This window comes from Collinsella phocaeensis (genome assembly GCF_900119895.1).
Classification (GTDB): domain Bacteria; phylum Actinomycetota; class Coriobacteriia; order Coriobacteriales; family Coriobacteriaceae; genus Collinsella; species Collinsella phocaeensis.
The window spans coordinates 1,214,424-1,231,929 of record NZ_FQLR01000004.1 but is presented as its reverse complement, the minus strand read 5'-3'; the positions used below and the strand labels follow the sequence as shown (position 1 = coordinate 1,231,929).

The window sequence follows — 17,506 nt, the reverse complement described above, 5'->3', positions numbered from 1 at the left end:
TTATGCCCCGTCGGTGGAAGAACCGGCGGGGTTTTTCGTTATAGAAGCTAATGCAGAGGAGGCTCATGTCCACCACGTTCGATTCGGACCTCCGGTTCGCCATCCTTATCGATGCCGACAACATCTCCGAGAAGTACATCAAGGTCGTTTTGCAGGAAGTCGCCAACGCCGGCACCGCGACGTACAAGCGCATCTACGGCGACTGGACGAGTCCGCGCCTCGCGAGCTGGAAGAGTTGCCTGCTGGATAATTCGATCATCCCGATGCAGCAGTACAGCTACACGTACGGCAAGAACGCGACCGATTCGGCGATGATCATCGATGCCATGGATATTCTGTATTCGGGCACCGTCGACGGATTCGCGATCGTGAGTTCCGATTCCGATTTCACGAGGCTTGTCGCACGCTTGCGCGAAAGCGGTATGACCGTCATTGGAATGGGCGAGCAGAAGACCCCTCAGCCCTTTATATCCGCATGCAATCAGTTCAAGTACCTCGACCTGCTGTACGCGGCCCAGAAGGCCGAGGAAGACGCTGCGCGGGATGATGAGGCTGACGAGGAGCAGCCTTCTTCCGAACAGCAGGGAAGGGGGCGCCGTCGCCGTGGAGGGCGAGGCAAGAGGAAATCTGTCGACCAGGTATCGGATTCCCTTGCCGCCGATCAGGGCGAACCGGAGCCCGATGAGGAGCTTGAGCCCGATTCCGCTTCCGGTGCCGATGGCGTGGAGGATGCCCCCCGCGCCCCTCGCCGCCGGCCGGGCGATGCCGGTGGGGCGCGTCAGATTCCAGCCTCCGAGGGCTTGGATCCGACTGCCGAGGCGGAGCCGGAGGTCGTCGACGTCGCGTTCGGTGAGATGAGCAAGGCCGATCGCCGCCGACACATGCAGAAGATCAGGCTCACTATCAATACGATCGTGGACAAGTTCTCCGATGATGACGGATGGGTCTCCCTCGGGCAGCTCGGCGACCAGCTCTCCCGCCGCCTTCCTGATTTCGACGTGCGCAACTACGGCTTCAAGAAGCTGCGCCCGTTCTTGAAGAGCCTGGGAGTCTACGAGTTCAACGAGCCCTCGGGTGAGTCGGGTGCGCGTCAGATCTACCTTCGCGTCCGCGAGCAGTAGCCCTGGAGGTCCATGCTCCTCTCTCGTCGCGTGTGGTGTGGCTGTGCGTCTGACTTGCATCAGCTCAGCTGCCTCCTGCGACACAAAGCACCCGTCGGCATCGAGCCGACGGGTGCTTCTCTCAAGTCGATTGCGGGGCGTGCGGGGTGCTACGCCAGGTTCTTGCCGAAGGCGTCGGCGGCCTTGATGGCCTCGATGAAGGCTTCGGGCGTGAAGGGCTCGGGGTTGCCCTGCTTCCACTCGTTGGTGTTTTGGGCAAGCTCTGCTATGCGGGGCAGATGGCTTTCATCGAGATCGAGCTCTGCCAGCGTGACGGGCAATCCGAGCTTCTTGTTGAAGGCTGCGTACCGTTCGAGCTGCTCGGTGTCTCCGATGTAGGCGAGCAGCACGAGCACGCCGAAGCTGACGACCTCGCCATGCAGGTACGGGCGCTCGCCGCGCGGAATGCCCGTCGTGGCATTGTAGAACGCGTGCGCGAGCGACGAGTTGTAGTAGAAATCCGGCTGGTTGGTGAGGTTGGAGACGTAGCCGGTGTTGACCACGATGTCGAGCGCGATCTGCTTCACCGCCTCGCTCGCGCGGTTCGCGCGCACGTCGGCGAGCCCCTGCGCGCCAAAGGTCATGAGCGGCTCCGTGCAGGTGTGCGCCAGGGCGAGCCCGAGGGCGCCGGTGTGGGTGAGGCCGCCGCCGCTGGTCGCGTACTCGACCTCGGGCTGCTTCGAGAGCGCGTCGCCGATTCCGGCCCAGAAGTACTCTTCGGGCGCGGCGGCGATGATCGCAGGATTGATGAAGATGTGCGCCGGCGCATCCGGATAGGCGTAGCCCTTGAGGGAATGGTCGTCGTTGTACACGACGGCTATCGCCGTCGCACTCGAGCAGTTGGAGCAGATCGTCGGTACGGAGAAGACCGTCTTGCGCAGGCGCTTCGCTGCCGTCTTGACCGTATCGATCGCCTTGCCGCCGCCGACGGCGAAGGCGATGTCGGCGTCGTGGAACGCCGGGTTCGCCTCGAGTTCGTCGATGGCGCTCTGGGTTGAATCCGTGCCGTAGACGATCGTGTCGAGCACGTAGGCCTTGGATCCCTCGATCGCCTTCTTGATTCCGGGCGCCGCCGCGGCGAGGGCGCGGGCCCCGCCCGCAAGGACGACCGTGCGCGCGCCGTACGCCTCAAGGGCTTCCGGAATCGCTTCGAAGCAGTCCTCTCCGACCGTGTAGTTGCTCATTTGAACGGTGCGCATGAGACCTCCTTGACGAGCTGTCATTCGTGACATTCTAGGATGGCGTTCACGCTTGTCGTTCTGTATCGAAATCGGAAAAAAAGTGTTAACGTGAGATGTTCGTTCAAAGAAGAAGGGCGGTTGCGATGAAGGTTGCGGTGAGCGCTTGCCTGCTGGGAGAGAGCTGCAAGTACAGCGGTGGCAGCAACCGTTGCGAACGCCTGCTGGAGGCGCTGCGCGCCCGTCCCGATATCGAGGTGATTCCCGTATGCCCCGAGGTTGCGGGAGGCCTCCCCACGCCGCGTCCGCCCGCGGAGATCGTGGACGGCGAGGTCGTCAACGATCTCGGTGAAAGCGTGGACGCCGCGTACCGGGCGGGTGTCGCTGCCGAGATGGTGCGGCTCTCGCCTGCGATCGAGTCCGGCGAACTCGCCGCCGCCGTCCTGCAGTCTCGAAGCCCCAGCTGCGGCGTGCACGAGGTGTACGACGGGACCTTTACGGGAACGCTCGTCTCTGGCCGCGGCCTGTTCGCCCAGGCGCTCGCCGCGGCGAGCGTCATGTTGGTCGATGCGTCCGAGGTGTAGGGTCGTATTCACGCCAGGCCTTCAACATGGTGATATTTCATGCGCATCCATAGCGTAAATATTATGTGGGATACGGTTTCGTGAGTTGCAAAAAGAATGGCATGCGCGCGGAGGGAGGCGTATACCCTGCCGCGATGCTCGTGCGCGAGGGCGTCCTTTCGGTCGGTGGATGGACTTATCGCGACAGTCCCGCCATGCATATCAGCGAAAAGGACGCCGAGGCGTTCGACGCCAAGCTTCCTCCCATGGAGAAGCGATGGCAGTCAAACCAGGAGGAGTTCTACATTATGAGCCGGGCTTTGCTTGGGTAGATCGATTCCGAAAACAAGCCGCGTGGTGCATGGTGGCGGGTTGATCGTCTGCATGAAACGGTCGTGTGGAAGGAGCCGCTCTTATGGGTTCTGAAGTGCCTCTCTCGATCTTCGCGCTGGCGTTTCTGGTTCTGAGCATTCCGCTGCTTGCGGGTCGTGGGTCCTGGCTTGTAGCGGGTTATAACACCATGACGCCCAGCCAGCGAGCGCAGTACGATGAGCGCAAGCTTTGTCGCGCTACGGGATGCATGTTGCTTGGCGTCTCCATCGCGTTCTCCCTGATGGCATGTGCCGCCGTGCTCGAGGCTCATTCAACGGGAGCCTGCGGTCTGGCGGACTGGCTGAACCTGTTCGCCGTCGTGGCCCTTATCGTCGATGTTGTCGCTGGCGTGTGGTATGTCAGGGCGAAGTGCTTTCGATCTTGAGATCGACGGTGGGGTTGCTTTTCGCACGATGTGCTGCTAAGTCGTGTTCAAGTATCTACATGCCAATGCTCATCTGCCCGATGCATGGTCAAGCATGGTTTGCCGGCATCGGAATCTTTTGAGGATGATTACCTTAAGGATGCGCGTCTTACTGCTTAAGGGACGTGCCCCACGTGCTATCATCCTGAATCACAGGCGTTGATGGGGACGAGTAGATCGGACCCGCACGGTAAAGAGAGCTCGGGATGCTGTGATCCGGGTGCGTGCGGCCGATTCGAACATCACCCCGGAGCCGCGGTCCGAACGGCTGCCATGGCCAGCTCAGTAGACACCGCCGGGATGGCCGTCGTCACAGGCCAGCCGAGTACGGGGGAGTGCCACGGCACGATCCTTTGAGCTGGGTGGTATAGCGAAACGCATGCGGGTTCTGCTTTCCGTGATTCTTGGCGCTTCGTCCCAGCTTGAGCTAGGACGGGCGCTTTTTTCATGCGTCCATAACGAGAAGGGGGTATTCGTGGCAAACGAGTACAAGCAGACCATGAACCTGCCCAAGACCAAGTTCCCCATGCGGGCGGCCCTGGCGCAGCGCGAGCCGGAGCGCCTCAAGCGCTGGCAGCAGAACCACGTCTACGAGCTCATGCTCAAGAAGAACGAGGGCCACGAGAAGTTCGTGCTGCACGACGGTCCTCCGTACGCCAACGGCCCCATCCACCTGGGCCACGCGATGAACAAGATCGCCAAGGACATGATCAACCGCTACAAGGCGATGCAGGGCTATGAGACCCCCTACGTTCCCGGTTGGGACTGCCACGGCCAGCCCATCGAGCACAAGGTCGAGGAGAAGCTCGGCACGGAGAAGTTCAACCAGACGAGCGTCGCGAAGATCCGCGAGCTGTGCAACCAGTTCGCCGTCGAGAACATCGACCTGCAGCGCGAGGGCTTCAAGCGCCTGGGCGTCCTGGGCGACTGGGACAACCCGTACCTCACGCTTTACCATCAGCACGACGCGGCTGACATCGAGGCCTTCAAGGCCATGTTCGATCGCGGCATGATCTATCGCGGCCACAAGCCCGTGCACTGGTGCAAGCACTGCCACACCGCGCTCGCCGAGGCCGAGATCGAGTACGGCGACGAGACGAGCCCGTCCATCTACGTGCGCTTCGAGCTCGCGAGCAAGCCCGCCGGCCTCGAGTCCTTTGACGGCCCCGTGGACTTCGTGATCTGGACCACCACCCCCTGGACCATCCCGTCCGACCAGGCGGTCTCCCTCAAGCCCGAGGCGATCTACACCGCCATCGAGCACGACGGCCGCGCCGAGATCATGCTGAAGGACCTCAGCCAGAAGGTCTGCGGCATCGCCGGCTGGGACGTCACGCCCGTGATGGTTGATGGCAAGCCGTACGAGGTTCCCGCCGAGGTCCTCGACCACCTGCACTATAAGCAGCCCGTCTTCGACGGGGTCGAGGGCGTGGCCCTGCTGGCCGACTACGTGGGCACCGAGGACGGTACCGGTATCGTCCACAACTCGCCCGGCCACGGCGTCGACGACTACTACGTCTGCATGAAGGAGGGCATGGACGTCTGCATGCCCGTCGACGACGACGGCCGCTTCTACAATGGCGAGGAGTTCGGCACCGGCGGCCCGTTCTCCGGCATGGACACCGACGAGGCCAACCCGCACATCATCCAGTTCCTGCGCGACCGCGGCATGCTCGTGGCCGAGGTGAAGATCACCCACAGCTACCCGCACTGCTGGCGCTGCAAGAACCCGGTGCTCTTCCGCGCGACGGACCAGTGGTTCGTCTCCATGGACAAGACCGGCCTGCGCGAGCAGGCGCTCGACCAGGTGCGCAACCACGTCTCCTGGTATCCCGAGCACGCTGTCAACCGCATCGGCGCCATGGTCGAGCAGCGTCCCGACTGGTGCATCTCCCGCCAGCGCAACTGGGGCGTGCCGATCCCGTCGTTCACCTGCGCCGACTGCGGCGAGAAGATCATGAACGACGACACGCTCGACGCCGTCATCGCGCTGTTCCACGAGAAGGGCTCCGACGCCTGGTTCACCGATGCGCCCGAGTCCTATCTCGGCGACGCCTGCGTCTGCCCCAAGTGCGGCGGCCATCACCTCAAGGCCGACCGCGACATCCTCGACGTGTGGTGGGACTCCGGCGTGTCCTGGAAGGCCGTCTGCGAGTACCGCCCCGAGCTCAAGTACCCGGCTGACGTCTACCTCGAGGGCTCCGACCAGCACCGCGGCTGGTTCCAGTCCTCGCTGCTGACCTCTGTGGGCACCAACGGCGTCGCGCCGTACAAGGCCGTCATCTCCCAGGGCTTCACCTTGGACGGCCAGGGCCGCAAGATGTCCAAGTCGCTCGGCAACGTGATCGACCCCAACAAGATCTGCGAAGAGATGGGCGCCGACATCATCCGCCTGTGGGTCGCCTCCGTGGACACCTCCACCGACGTCGCCTGCGACCACGAGATCCTCGCCCGCACCTCCGACGCGTACCGCCGCTTCCGCAACACCTTGCGCTTCCTGCTGTCCGTGCTCGAGGGTCAGTTCGAGCCCTCGACCGACGGCGTCTCGTTCGACGGGCTCATGCCGCTCGACAAGCTCATGCTCGCCCGCCTCACGCAGGTCCAGGCAGAGGTCGACGAGGCCTACGCCGGCTACGAGTTCAACCGCGCGTACCGCACGCTCTACGACTTCGTGGTCACCGAGCTCTCCAACGTGTACCTCGACGCGCTGAAAGACCGCCTGTACTGCGAGAAGCCCGGTAGCCACGAGATGCGCAGCGCCCAGACCGTCGCGGCCGAGCTGCTCTCCATGCTCATGCGCGACCTGCAGCCCATTCTGTCCTACACGGTCGACGAGGCCATGGAGTTCGCTCCGGCCGGTTGCCGCGACAACCAGGAGTACGGCGCGCTGCTCGATTGGTACAAGAGCCCCATCACGCTCGAGCAGGCCAACGAGTTCGCAGGCGTCCTCGAGGCGTCCCTCGAGCTGCGCGGCGTGGTCACCAAGGCGATCGAGGAGGCGCGCGCTGCGGGCACCTTCACCAAGAGCCAGCAGGTCCGCGTGAAGGCGACCGCGCCCGCCGAGACCTACGCCCTGCTCACGGGTGACAAGGCTGTCGACCTGGCAGAGTTCTACATCGTCTCCGAGGTCGAGCTCGCCTGCGGCGATTCGTTGTCCGCCGAGATCGAGGCAGCCCACGGCGAGGCGTGCGACCGCTGCTGGAACTTCCGCGAGAGCACGGGCGTCCACGGGGAGCACGCGCACATCTGCGACCGCTGCGCCGCTGCCCTGGGGGTGTAGTCGCTCGGTGCCGCGTGCCATGGGGGACGTACCCTTTTGGCACGCGCCCCGCTGCTTTCCGCGTGAATTGTCCATCCATGTGCCAAAGGGGCGCGTCCCTCATGGCGCGCCGTTGCCTTCGGTCGTCTGGAGCTGAGTCGCTTCGGCTTACATGCTCGAAGCGGTTTGCTGTCCCACGCGCCTTCCGTCGCGTGGCGCGCACGGGGCATCGCGCCCTGCCGCATCCATCTGCAATCCGTGGTTTCGAACGGGGCGGACACTTCGGGTCCGCCCCGTTCGGGTATCGTTTCTATATGTTCGTGTACCTACGCCCACTCCGCATCGCGGGTCGGGCCTATGCGTGAAGGGGGACCTGTGGCATCTACCACTGCGAAATCTCAGTTTCAGCCGGCTTTGAGGTGGCGCCTCTGCGTCGCCTCCGTGGTCGCGATCGCGTGCTTCGCGCTCGACCGCGCGACCAAGCTCGCCGTCCAGATGAGTCTGGACCCTGCTCCTTTCGTCGGCTCACGTTTCGAGATGCCGCTCATCCCCGGGTTTCTCGGTCTGTCCTATGTCGAGAACACCGGTGCCGCCTTCAGCATGGGTGAGGGCTTCGGCGGGGCCTTCGTCCTCCTCGCCCTCGTCGTTACGGTCGGTGCCTTCGCGTACCTCCTTCGTGCCGAGGTCGTGTCCAAGCTCGAGGTCGTCGGTCTCGCTCTGGTCGTAGGGGGAGCGATCGGAAACGCCGTCGACCGCGCCGTCTTCGGATACGTGGTCGACTTCATCGCGACCGAATTCATCGACTTTCCCGTATTCAACGTCGCGGATATCGGTATCACCTGCGGAGTGGTCATCGCCTTCATCGGATTCTTGGTTTCTCCGGCCAACAGGGTCGACGCCACCGCCGAGCTCAACCGTCGCGACGAAGCCGACCGGGCGCGCCGCGCGAAGGCGCGCGGCGACCGGGCGCGCGCGTGGCGCGAGAGGAACGGTCGCTGATGTCGCTCGATCTGCACCTTCTCGTTCCTGCGGAAGCCTCCGGCGACCGTCTCGATGCCTTTCTCGGCGCCCAGGCTTCCTGCCCCTCCCGATCCGCGTGCGCCCGCCTCGTCGAGGCGGGGGCGGTCGTCCTCAACGGAGAAACCTGCCTGTCCAAAAAGCAGCAGGTGGCCAACGGCGATCGCATTTCCGTCGAGCTTCCGGACGAGCCCGAGCCCGGCGCGATCGTTCCGCAGGCCATTCCGCTCGACATCCGCTATGAGGACGACTACCTCATCGTGCTCTCCAAGCAGCGCGGGCTCGTGTGCCATCCGGCCCATGGGCACGTGGACGGAACGCTCGCCAACGCCCTGGCCTACCATTGCGGCCTCGACCACCTCGGTACCGTCCAGGGTGAGGACCGTCCGGGCATCGTCCACCGCCTGGACCGTGACACCTCTGGCCTCATGCTTGCCGCCAAGGACGACGATACGCAGCGCGAGCTGCAGAACCTCATCCGCACGCGCACGCTCGATCGGCGCTACATCGCGCTCGTGCATGGATACATCGCCATGGATGAAGGCACCGTCAACACCGGGATCGCGCGCTCGACACGCGACCGCATCAAGATGGCCGTGTCCGATGATCCCTTTGCGCGGCAGGCCATCACGACCTTTCGCGTCCTCGAGCGATTCGATGCAGGGCGCTCGGATGAGGGCTACACGCTCGTTGAGTGTCACCTTTACACCGGGCGTACGCATCAGATCCGCGTGCACATGCGCCATATACATCATCCGCTCGTCGGAGATCCTTTGTATGGAAAGGGGAGTCCTCGTGCCAACCTCGAGCTCGACCGCCAGTTCCTTCATTCTTGGCGCGTGCAGTTCGACCATCCGGTCACGGGCGAGCACGTCGAATGCCGTGACGAGCTTCCGTGGGACCTCGCGGCGGCGTTGGACGAGCTCGGAGGCCGTTCGCTGGGCCGCACCGCGGCGGGCGCGTCCATCATCCCCCAGCTCGGCTTGTTCGAGGATTGATCTGCCGTGCTGGTTCTGTGCGGCAGGCGGCAAACGCCATAGGCGCTCCACCATGCCGTATGGTGAACGCGCTACACTTCTAGCGATTTAGACCTTTGAGATCGAGGGAGCCTTCGTGACGCCTATCGTCTTCTTCAACTCACTCGTGGGCATTCTGTTCAGCCTCTGCTTTCTATACCAGGGTATCTTCTTCCTGATCGGTCTCGTGCGCGGTCAGGTCAAGATCCCTCGCGCCCGGCGTCTCCACAGGTACGCCTTCTTCATCGCCGCCCATAACGAAGAGCCCGTCATCGCAAATCTCGTCAAGTCCATCAAGGACCAGGATTACCCTTCGGAGCTCATCGACATCTTCGTGGTCGCGGATGCCTGCACGGACGGAACCGCCCAGGCGGCGCGCGAGGCCGGCGCCATCGTCTACGAGCGCAACGACTTGTCCCGTAAGGGTAAAAGCTGGGTCATGGACTACGGGTTCGATCGCATCCTCCGCGAGTATCCCGATACGTATGAGGCGTTTTTCATCTTCGACGCGGACAACCTGCTGTCCAGGAACTACGTCTCGGTCATGAACGATGCGTTCGACCAGGGATACCTCGCCCTTACCAGCTACCGCAACTCCAAGAACTTCGGCAGTTCCTGGGTGAGCGCCGCCAACGCCATCTGGTTTTTGCGCGAGGCCCGTTTCCTCAACAACGCCCGCATGATGTGCGGCACCTCGTGCGCCGTCTCGGGTTCGGGCTACCTGATCTCCGCCAAGCTCGTCGAGGGCATGCACGGATGGGATTTCCATACGCTTACCGAGGATATCCAGTTCACGACGTTCTGCGCCGTGCACGGCGTTCGCATCGGGTACGCCCCCGCCGAGTTTTTCGACGAGCAGCCCGTCACGCTCAAGGCGTCCATCAAGCAGCGGATGCGGTGGACGAAGGGGTTCTACCAGGTCCTGTTCACCTATGGCGGCCAGTTGCTCACCTCGATCCGCAGGTATCATCGCTTCGCCGCGTACGACATGTTGATGGTCGTGGGTCCTGCCATGCTTATCTCCCTGGTCTGCCTGCTCGCCAACGTCACCTTCATCGCCGTCGGGTACCTGAGTCACGGATTTCTCGCGACCGATGCCGAGCTCACCATGTGCATAGGCTCGGTCGTCATGATGCTAGGCTATATGTACGCGACGTTCTTCTTCATGGGCTTCATCACGACGGTCGCCGAGCGCAAGCACATCCATTGCAAGCAGGCGTGGCGCGTCGTCGCCAACCTGTTTACCTTCCCGCTGTTCATGTTCACCTACATCCCCTTGACCGTCGCGGCGCTCTTCCTCAAGGTCGACTGGGTTCCGACGCCCCATGACGTCAGCGTTTCGCTCGAGGAGGTGATGGAGGGCGCGAAGTAGCCCCCATCCTGGAATCTACCGAAGGGACCCGCCATGACGAACCAAACCCAGGCTGTCTCCGGGGCAGCGCCTGTCGTCGAGAGCGCCAGCGCGAGCACGGCGTGCCAGACATCGCCGTCCCGGTTCGCGTACGGTTTTGCGGCTGTCGTCCTCGCCGTCATCGCTGCGTTCGTGATCTCGATGGCGCTCCTTGTCGTCGAGATCGCCTCCGCCGCGTACGACTACGACGCGACGGCTCGGTATTACACCTGGGAGGAGGACCGTTTCGGCCAGAACGGCTGGGACGACGAGCTGTACGAGGAGTACGGTTACCAGGACGATGAGCCGGGCGTGTTCTACGGGCGCGCATCTGTCTCGAGTCGCCTCTAGCGAATTTTTCATCCGGGGCCGAGCCATAGCGCCGTGACGATCGAGGCTGCCGTGAAAAACGGAATTAGGGGCAGGCTTCGCCTCGAGAGGGCGCAGCCTGCCCCTGCGAGCGCGATGAGGCCCACGCTGAAGCTTGCCAACCCCCAGAACGGGTCGCGCGCCATGCAGGCGAGCAGGAGCTTGATATCCCCTCCGCCGATGCCCGGAGCGCCCTTGATGCGCCTCCATGTCAGCTCCACCAGCATCACGACGGCGCCCGCGAACCCTCCCCAGAAGAGATTGCATGCCATGCCGCGGATACCTTCTGCCATGCAAGCGGAGAGCAGCGAGCACAGCGCTATCGAGTAGGCGAGTGGGTCGGGCAGGATCCTCTCACGTATGTCCACAACCGACGCGACGACCAGAAGCGCCCCAAGCGCCACGTCGGGCGACTGCAGGCTTTCCATGTGACCTCCTTTCGCTCCGCTTCAAGCGTAGGGGTCCGGACGTGCCGTGCAGCGCGGAATTCGGATTTCCGTCACCCCGGCTAACAAAATCGACCCAACGGCCTAACAGGCCAGCTCGCGGCCGATGATTGCGCGACAGGTGGAATGGGGGTGCGTGCGGGATGCGCGTGGAGGCGCTCCGAGCCGGGCCGTCCGCGCATCGTCTGGCCTGCGGGGTCCTCATCGCGGCGACCGCATCCGCTGCGGCTCCCTGCTCGGCGGCTCTATGTGGCGGATAGCCACATCGGACGGTTTTCCGTCTCACCGTCTTCGCGCTGTGAGATGATGGTCGGCAAGAAGCATCTAAGATGGGAGGTCGCATGACAGCAAGCGATACCACCCTGGGCGCCCGCCTCCGCGCGATGCCCGACCATCTGAGTGACGGTCTCGTCGCCCGCATGGAGTCTGATCGCGCCGCGGGCTGGCTCAATCCGTACCGCGCGCTCGACTCGGCGGCCGTGCGACGTATCGCACGTCCCTCCGACGCAGGAAGCATCTGGCGCCCCGCGTATGTGCGCGATGCCGAGAAGATCATGCATCTTCCCGCATACAGCCGCTATAACGGCAAGACGCAGGTGTTCAGCTTCCGCAGCAACGACGATCTTTCGCGTCGCGGGCTGCACGTTCAGCTCGTGGCGCGCATCGCGCGCGACATCGGTCGCGCACTCGGCCTCAACTGCGACCTTATCGAGGCCATCGCGCTGGGGCACGACCTGGGCCACACGCCGTTCGGCCATGCGGGCGAGAAGCACCTCAACGATATTCTTCAGGCGCGTTGCGGCCGCTCTTTTTTCCATAACGTCCATTCCGTGCGGGTCCTCGATGTCCTATACGGGCGCAACGCCACGCTGCAGACGCTCGATGGCATCCTGTGTCACAACGGGGAGTACGAGCAGCGGGTGTTCGAGCTCTCCGGTCTGTCCGGGTTCGACGAGTTCGACGCGATCGTCGAGCGCTGCCGTACGAGCGGCTTCGACTACGTTAAGACCTTGCGGCCCATGACCCTCGAGGGGTGCGTGGTGCGGATCTCCGACATCATCGCCTATGTCGGGCGCGATCGGCAGGATGCGATCGAGGCGGGGTTCATCGATGCCGGCGCCTTCGACGACGGTATGGGTGGGGGGTATAACTCCTGGATCCTCACGCGCGCGTCGATCGATATCGTCGAGCACAGCTACGGTCGGAACCGCATCGAGATGAGCGAGGGGCTCTTTCGCGAGATCTCGCGCGCCAAGCGTGAGAACTATGCGAAGATCTACCGCTCCGCCGGTGTCGAGGAGGAGCACGGCGCCATGATGGCCCGAGCCTTCGAGCTCATGTACGAGCGCTTCTTGAGCGATCTTCGCGCGCGCGACGAGGCCAGTCCGATCTTCAGGCACCATATCGCCCGCATCGAGCGCGCGCTCGCGTATTACGACCGCACCTATGACTGGGAGTCCGATCCGGACCAGACCGTCGTCGACTACATCGCGAGCATGACCGACGGGTATTTCATCGAGCTTGCCACCAAGCTGTTCGATGAGGTCAGGTTTCCGCAGCGCACCTATATCAACGAACGCTGACGTCCCCGCTTCGTCCGGGCGGGTCGCATCCGGGGTGCGCGCACATGCCCCGGTTGCCGGCCGCCGGCGTACCGTGTACTATAAGAACATATGTACGTATACGATTCGGAGGTCCCATGGAAACCCTGTTCAGCCAGGCAGAATCGGCCAAGCGGCTGAGTTATGCGCCGCTCGCCGTCCGCATGAGGCCGTCCACGCTCGATGAGTACGTGGGGCAGCGGAAAGCCGTGGGACCCGGCTCCTGGCTTCGCTCGGCGATCGAGCACGACGTGCTCTCCAGCGTCATCCTCTACGGCCCGGCGGGAACGGGGAAGACGACGCTCGCGCATATCGTCGCCGCGCATACGCGCAGCGAGTTCGTCGAGGTCTCCGCGGTCACGGGCACGGTCAAGGATCTGCGCCGCGAGATAGACGAGGCGCAGCGGAGGCTCATGGCGTACGGCAGGCGCACTATCCTGTTCATCGATGAGATACACCGGTTCTCCCGTTCTCAGCAGGACGCATTGCTCCATGCCGTGGAGAATCGCACCGTCATCCTGATCGGCGCCACGACGGAAAACCCGTATTTCGAGGTCAACTCGGCGCTCATCTCGCGGAGCCGCGTGGTCGAGCTCGAGCATCTCACGGACGAGGACATTGCCGTCCTCGTGCGCCGCGCCCTTGCCTACGAGCGCGGGCTGGGAGGTCGGTTCAACGCGTCGGACGAGGTCGTGCGCGCCATCTGCACCCTTGCCGCCGGCGACGCTCGCAGCGCGCTGACGAGTCTCGAGCTCGCCAGCGAGGTCGCGTGGTCGCGCTGCCATGCGGATGCCGGCGAGCAGGTTGTCGACGGCGGGGATTCCGAGTGGGAACCGGTCGCCATAACCGTCGAGGACGTCCAGGTCGCAAACCCGAGGCGCGGCCTCGCCTACGATAAAACCGGCGACATGCACTACGACGTCATATCGGCGTTCATCAAGTCGATGCGCGGGAGCGACCCCGACGCCGCCGTCTACTGGCTCGCCCGCATGATCGATGCGGGCGAGGACCCGAAGTTCATCGCCCGGCGCATCATGATCCAGGCAGCCGAGGATATCGGCAACGCCGACCCCTGCGCCCTGCTCGTCGCCGAGGCGGCGTTCAAGTCAGCCGAGGTCATCGGCTATCCGGAGTGCCGCATCATCCTCGCCCAGGCTGCCATCTACAATGCGTTGGCGCCCAAGTCGAACGCGTGCGAGGCCGCTATCGATGCGGCGCTCGAGGACGTGCGCACAAGCGGCATGCGCGAGGTTCCGTCGTATCTTCGCGATCGGCATCGCCCGGGCTCGGAGGAGTACGGGACCTATCGGTATCCGCACGATTATCCAGAGGGCTGGGTGGACCAGCGCTACCTTCCCGAAGGTCTGGAACGCGGGGCGTTCTGGGGTCCTTCGGGCCGTGGCTGGGAGCAGTGGCGCGCCGAGCAGTCCGCGCGCGATCGCAGCGGCCGCGCGCCTCGCTGCGATTGATGGGCTCGTCGTGTCGGAACGTGCTCGCGGTGCCGCGGGGCATGGAAGCCGGCGCGCTGGGTAGTATGATGGACAGTCGTGCGCCCATCGCGGCGCCTGTCATGAACCGTCACGTTGGGAGGCACCATGGATCCCCTTCGGATCGCACTGATCGTACTCGCGCTCGTCGGCGTTTGGGCGCTCGTCGAGCTCGCACTCATGCTCAAACGCGCACGCGCCACGGTCGAGTCCCTCGATCGCACCGTTTCCGACGTCAACGACGTCGTCGGGGAGGCGCGTCCGGTCATCGTGAAGCTCGATGCCGCCCTCGATGCCGTCGCCCCCGCGCTCGAGCAGATCGACCCGCTGCTCAAGCAGGGCACGGTCGCCGTGGAGGCCCTGTCCGCCGACCTGCTGGAAATCAACGGCGTGCTGCGCGACGTCTCCGCGGTTACCGGGACCGTGTCCTCCGCCTCCAGCTCGGTGAGCGGTATCGCCCAGGCCGCCTCCGATAAGGTTCAGGGGTTCTTCGCCAAGCGGCATCATGAGGATGCGAAGAGCCTCTCCCATCCCGTTTCCGACGACGCTTGCCAAGGCGACGCCGCGTGCGGGGACGATGGGACTGCGGAGGAGAACGATGCCAGCAGGTACTTCGTTTACGGTGACGACCAGTCCGTTGCAACCGAAGGGGAGCAGTCCCATGAGTAACGCCGATGCCCCGATCGCGCTTTCGGTCGTCGCCGACCCCGATCTCGCCCGCCTGGTGCGCATGACCGCCGCCAACGTCGCCATGCTCTCCTCCATGTCCGTCGACCGCGTCGAGGATATCCGCATGGCGGCCGAGGAGGCCTTCATCTACGCGTGCTCCGTTTGCCCCGGAGGGTCGCTCTCCATCGAGTTCCGCGCGAGCGCCGAGGCCGTCGCCATGTCCTTCTCGCTCGGTTGCGGCAGCTTTAGCGGCGACGCGGCTGACGGCGAGGTGGCTGCATATGCCGACCTCATCCTGGCTTCCGTCTGCGATTCGTACGAGAAGCGCGAGAACCCCTCCGCGCTTCTCCTCGAGCTGAAGGCTGATGTGTATGACCGATAGGGCGACCGGCAAGACTGCATGGGACAAGGAGCGCACGCACGAGCTCTTCCGACGCTACAAGGAAGAGGGAGATATGGACGCGCGCGAGAAGCTCGTCATGTCCCATCTCAATCTTGTTCGCTTCCTTGCCAATAAATTCAAGAACCGCGGCGAGCCCATCGATGATCTCATGCAGGTCGGCTACCTCGGTCTGCTGAAGGCGATCGACCGCTTCGACCCTGCCCGCGGGCTCGAGTTCACCACGTACGCCACGCCGACCATCATGGGCGAGATCAAGCGCCATTTTCGCGACAAGGGCTGGAGCGTTCGCGTCCCCCGGAGGCTTCAGGAGCTTTCCGCCAAGGTCAATCAGGCCACCGATGAGCTTACGACGGAGCTGCAGCGGTCGCCTACGGTCGAGGAGATCGCCCGGTACCTCGATGTGACCGTGGACGAGGTCCTCGAGGCCATGGAGTCCTCTTCTGCGTACAGCTCCGTGCCGCTCGAGGCCCCCGGCTCGTCCGATTCCGACGACGCTCCGTCCGTGCTCGACCGCTATGCCTCCGAGGACAGCGAGCTTGCGTTCACCGATGACCGCCTGGTCATCGAGGAGGCGCTTGCGGGCTTCTCTCCGCGCGAGCGCGAGGTCATCGAGCTCAGGTTCGTCAAGGGCATGACGCAAATCGAGATCGCCCAGAAGCTCGGCATCTCCCAGGTCCAGGTCAGCCGTCTGCTGAGGCGGACGCTCAAGAAGATTCAGGATAAGATCGACCCCGAAGGGCTCATGGCGGCAGAATGAGCTATCCCCAAGCTTCCGTCCGCGGCGGCTCGGACGCGCGAACCGCGGCGTTTCGCGTCTGGACCGTCGTCGGCCTGATCATCATCGGCATAGCGTTGCTCAACGTCTTCGGCGTGCTCGCGCCGGTCATCGAGTTTCTGGCAGTGGGCTCGCTCATCGCGTTCGTCGCGTCGCCGATCGTGAACTCGCTCGAGCACCGCGGTGTCTCCCGGGGCATCGGATCGCTCGTCGGGCTCGTTGTCGTGCTCGCGGTCATCGCCTGCGTCGTCATGGTCATCGTGCCCATCTTCACCGAGCAGGTCATGGAGATCCTCACCCGGCTCCCCGGTCAGCTCCGCATGCTCGGTGACCTCGCGTCGCAGATCGCCCATGATTTCAAGGCGCTGTCGCAGGGGACCTGGGCATCCGATATCGATACGATGCTCTCGTCGCTCGCGGACGCCGCCTCGCGCTTCGTGACGCAGCTCGCCGGCGATGTCGGCAAGGGCATGGTCCCGTTCATCTCGCAGTTCGCCTCGCAGATCTTCGTCGTGTTCCTGGCCCTGGTCCTCGCGTACTGGCTTGCTCGCGATTACCCGGTCATTCACCGCGAGATCGGAACCATCGTGGGCGAGGACCGCGAGACGAGCTACCGCTTCATGATCGCGATTCTTTCCAGCTCGGTCGGCGGCTACATGCGCGGCATGATCATCACGTCGTTCGTCGGCGGCCTGCTCGCATTCATCGGGTTCGTCGTCATCGGGCACCCGTACGCCGCCTTGATGGGCGTCGTCACCGGCCTGTTCCACCTGATCCCCGTCATCGGCCCCTGTTTCTCGTCGGTGATCGCCTGCCTGCTCGCCTTCTTCACGGCACCCATGCTCGCGCTTTGGACGCTGATCGTCACGGTCGTAGCCCAGAACGTCACCGATAACATCGTGAGCCCCAAGGTCATGCAGTCCGCCGTCCAGGTCCATCCCGCCATGAGCCTCACCGCTCTCGTCGTGGGCTCCTCGCTCATGGGCGCTCTGGGCATGGTCGTCGCGATCCCTTTGTGCGCGGCGTTGAAGGGCCTGTTCGTGTTCTATTTCGAGAAAGAGACGAAGCGCCAGCTCGTCGCCTACGATGGGGCCATATTCAAGGGCACGCCTTTCCGCAACGAGCAAGGTGAGCCCGTTCCCGCCTTCGACGCGCTCGGCGATGACCGCTTCGTGGTGGATTCGGAGCTCATCGACACCGATTCCGTCCCGGAGGCGACCGCGCTTCCCAAGCCCGAGCTCGACAACCCCTGGGCTCGGCTCGCATCGCTCCAGCCCGGCGCTACGGGCGTGTTCCGAAACCCGTTCGCCCAGGACACCTCCGACGATGCCGAGCAGGACGACGGTCGCTGATCCGAACCCTCTTTGCCTTCGCGCC

At 63.9% G+C, this 17,506-nt stretch carries 16 protein-coding genes; 14 read left to right on the top strand and 2 right to left on the bottom strand.

Going from position 1 to position 17,506, the window contains the following annotated elements:
• Positions 1 to 65: 65 nt before the first annotated feature.
• Complete coding sequence (locus BQ7355_RS07425; RefSeq protein WP_072415608.1) at positions 66 to 1,121, top strand: NYN domain-containing protein; 1,056 nt, start codon at positions 66 to 68, stop codon at positions 1,119 to 1,121.
• A gap of 149 nt (positions 1,122 to 1,270) precedes the next feature.
• Here BQ7355_RS07425 and BQ7355_RS07420 read toward each other — a convergent pair whose 3' ends face one another.
• Positions 1,271 to 2,359 (bottom strand): iron-containing alcohol dehydrogenase family protein, encoded by a 1,089-nt coding sequence (locus tag BQ7355_RS07420; protein WP_072415607.1) that lies wholly within the window; start codon positions 2,357 to 2,359, stop codon positions 1,271 to 1,273.
• A 125-nt stretch (positions 2,360 to 2,484) separates the two neighbouring features.
• Here BQ7355_RS07420 and BQ7355_RS07415 point away from each other — a divergent pair, with 125 nt between their 5' ends.
• From BQ7355_RS07415 to BQ7355_RS07380, 7 genes are all read left to right on the top strand, one after another.
• The gene (locus BQ7355_RS07415; RefSeq protein WP_072415606.1) at positions 2,485 to 2,922 is read left to right on the top strand and encodes a 2-thiouracil desulfurase family protein; all 438 of its coding nucleotides are present in this window, start codon (positions 2,485 to 2,487) and stop codon (positions 2,920 to 2,922) included.
• A gap of 394 nt (positions 2,923 to 3,316) precedes the next feature.
• The gene (locus tag BQ7355_RS07405) at positions 3,317 to 3,658 is read left to right on the top strand and encodes a DUF3784 domain-containing protein (protein ID WP_072415604.1); all 342 of its coding nucleotides are present in this window, start codon (positions 3,317 to 3,319) and stop codon (positions 3,656 to 3,658) included.
• A gap of 514 nt (positions 3,659 to 4,172) precedes the next feature.
• Positions 4,173 to 6,977, top strand: a complete 2,805-nt coding sequence (gene ileS / locus BQ7355_RS07400; RefSeq protein ID WP_072415603.1) for an isoleucine--tRNA ligase — start codon at positions 4,173 to 4,175, stop codon at positions 6,975 to 6,977.
• A 354-nt stretch (positions 6,978 to 7,331) separates the two neighbouring features.
• Entirely contained in the window at positions 7,332 to 7,955 is a 624-nt protein-coding gene (gene lspA / locus BQ7355_RS07395; RefSeq protein WP_240307348.1) for a signal peptidase II, read from the top strand.
• Positions 7,955 to 8,971, top strand: a complete 1,017-nt coding sequence (locus BQ7355_RS07390) for an RluA family pseudouridine synthase (RefSeq protein ID WP_072415601.1) — start codon at positions 7,955 to 7,957, stop codon at positions 8,969 to 8,971. Before lspA ends, BQ7355_RS07390 begins: the two co-directional genes overlap by 1 nt.
• 115 nt (positions 8,972 to 9,086) lie before the next feature.
• Positions 9,087 to 10,361 (top strand): glycosyltransferase family 2 protein, encoded by a 1,275-nt coding sequence (locus tag BQ7355_RS07385; RefSeq protein ID WP_072415600.1) that lies wholly within the window; start codon positions 9,087 to 9,089, stop codon positions 10,359 to 10,361.
• A 33-nt stretch (positions 10,362 to 10,394) separates the two neighbouring features.
• Positions 10,395 to 10,730: a hypothetical protein gene (locus BQ7355_RS07380; protein WP_072415599.1), complete on the top strand. Its 336-nt coding sequence runs from the start codon at positions 10,395 to 10,397 to the stop codon at positions 10,728 to 10,730.
• A gap of 8 nt (positions 10,731 to 10,738) precedes the next feature.
• Here the strand turns inward: BQ7355_RS07380 and BQ7355_RS07375 are convergent, their stop codons facing one another.
• Positions 10,739 to 11,176, bottom strand: a complete 438-nt coding sequence (locus BQ7355_RS07375) for a prepilin peptidase (RefSeq protein ID WP_072415598.1) — start codon at positions 11,174 to 11,176, stop codon at positions 10,739 to 10,741.
• Between the two features lie 359 nt (positions 11,177 to 11,535).
• Here BQ7355_RS07375 and BQ7355_RS07370 point away from each other — a divergent pair, with 359 nt between their 5' ends.
• From BQ7355_RS07370 to BQ7355_RS07345, 6 genes are all read left to right on the top strand, one after another.
• Positions 11,536 to 12,777, top strand: a complete 1,242-nt coding sequence (locus tag BQ7355_RS07370) for a deoxyguanosinetriphosphate triphosphohydrolase family protein (protein ID WP_143761786.1) — start codon at positions 11,536 to 11,538, stop codon at positions 12,775 to 12,777.
• A 116-nt stretch (positions 12,778 to 12,893) separates the two neighbouring features.
• A complete protein-coding gene (locus BQ7355_RS07365) occupies positions 12,894 to 14,264 on the top strand; it encodes a replication-associated recombination protein A (protein WP_083581642.1) in 1,371 nt (456 codons plus the stop codon).
• A gap of 126 nt (positions 14,265 to 14,390) precedes the next feature.
• Positions 14,391 to 14,951, top strand: coding sequence for a DUF948 domain-containing protein (locus BQ7355_RS07360; protein WP_072415596.1), 561 nt, complete (start codon positions 14,391 to 14,393; stop codon positions 14,949 to 14,951).
• On the top strand, positions 14,944 to 15,333 hold the full coding sequence (locus BQ7355_RS07355; protein WP_072415595.1) for an ATP-binding protein: 390 nt from the start codon (positions 14,944 to 14,946) through the stop codon (positions 15,331 to 15,333). Before BQ7355_RS07360 ends, BQ7355_RS07355 begins: the two co-directional genes overlap by 8 nt.
• A complete protein-coding gene (locus BQ7355_RS07350; protein ID WP_072415594.1) occupies positions 15,323 to 16,111 on the top strand; it encodes an RNA polymerase sigma factor SigF in 789 nt (262 codons plus the stop codon). Before BQ7355_RS07355 ends, BQ7355_RS07350 begins: the two co-directional genes overlap by 11 nt.
• Positions 16,108 to 17,481 carry an AI-2E family transporter gene (locus BQ7355_RS07345; RefSeq protein ID WP_072415593.1) on the top strand — a complete coding sequence of 458 codons (1,374 nt, stop codon included), beginning with the start codon at positions 16,108 to 16,110 and terminating at the stop codon, positions 17,479 to 17,481. Before BQ7355_RS07350 ends, BQ7355_RS07345 begins: the two co-directional genes overlap by 4 nt.
• The last annotated feature ends 25 nt before the right edge of the window (positions 17,482 to 17,506 follow it).

Excerpts from the sequence above, each read along its gene's own strand:
- BQ7355_RS07420 (WP_072415607.1), bottom strand. The coding sequence starts at position 2,359 with ATGCGCACCGTTCAAATGAGCAACTACACGGTCGGAGAGGACTGCTTC.
- BQ7355_RS07380 (WP_072415599.1), top strand. The coding sequence starts at position 10,395 with ATGACGAACCAAACCCAGGCTGTCTCCGGGGCAGCGCCTGTCGTCGAG.
- BQ7355_RS07405 (WP_072415604.1), top strand. The coding sequence starts at position 3,317 with ATGGGTTCTGAAGTGCCTCTCTCGATCTTCGCGCTGGCGTTTCTGGTT.
- BQ7355_RS07365 (WP_083581642.1), top strand. The coding sequence starts at position 12,894 with ATGGAAACCCTGTTCAGCCAGGCAGAATCGGCCAAGCGGCTGAGTTAT.
- BQ7355_RS07345 (WP_072415593.1), top strand. The coding sequence starts at position 16,108 with ATGAGCTATCCCCAAGCTTCCGTCCGCGGCGGCTCGGACGCGCGAACC.
- BQ7355_RS07370 (WP_143761786.1), top strand. The coding sequence starts at position 11,536 with ATGACAGCAAGCGATACCACCCTGGGCGCCCGCCTCCGCGCGATGCCC.
- BQ7355_RS07350 (WP_072415594.1), top strand. The coding sequence starts at position 15,323 with ATGACCGATAGGGCGACCGGCAAGACTGCATGGGACAAGGAGCGCACG.
- BQ7355_RS07415 (WP_072415606.1), top strand. The coding sequence starts at position 2,485 with ATGAAGGTTGCGGTGAGCGCTTGCCTGCTGGGAGAGAGCTGCAAGTAC.
- BQ7355_RS07375 (WP_072415598.1), bottom strand. The coding sequence starts at position 11,176 with ATGGAAAGCCTGCAGTCGCCCGACGTGGCGCTTGGGGCGCTTCTGGTC.
- BQ7355_RS07390 (WP_072415601.1), top strand. The coding sequence starts at position 7,955 with ATGTCGCTCGATCTGCACCTTCTCGTTCCTGCGGAAGCCTCCGGCGAC.
- BQ7355_RS07355 (WP_072415595.1), top strand. The coding sequence starts at position 14,944 with ATGAGTAACGCCGATGCCCCGATCGCGCTTTCGGTCGTCGCCGACCCC.
- BQ7355_RS07425 (WP_072415608.1), top strand. The coding sequence starts at position 66 with ATGTCCACCACGTTCGATTCGGACCTCCGGTTCGCCATCCTTATCGAT.
- BQ7355_RS07360 (WP_072415596.1), top strand. The coding sequence starts at position 14,391 with ATGGATCCCCTTCGGATCGCACTGATCGTACTCGCGCTCGTCGGCGTT.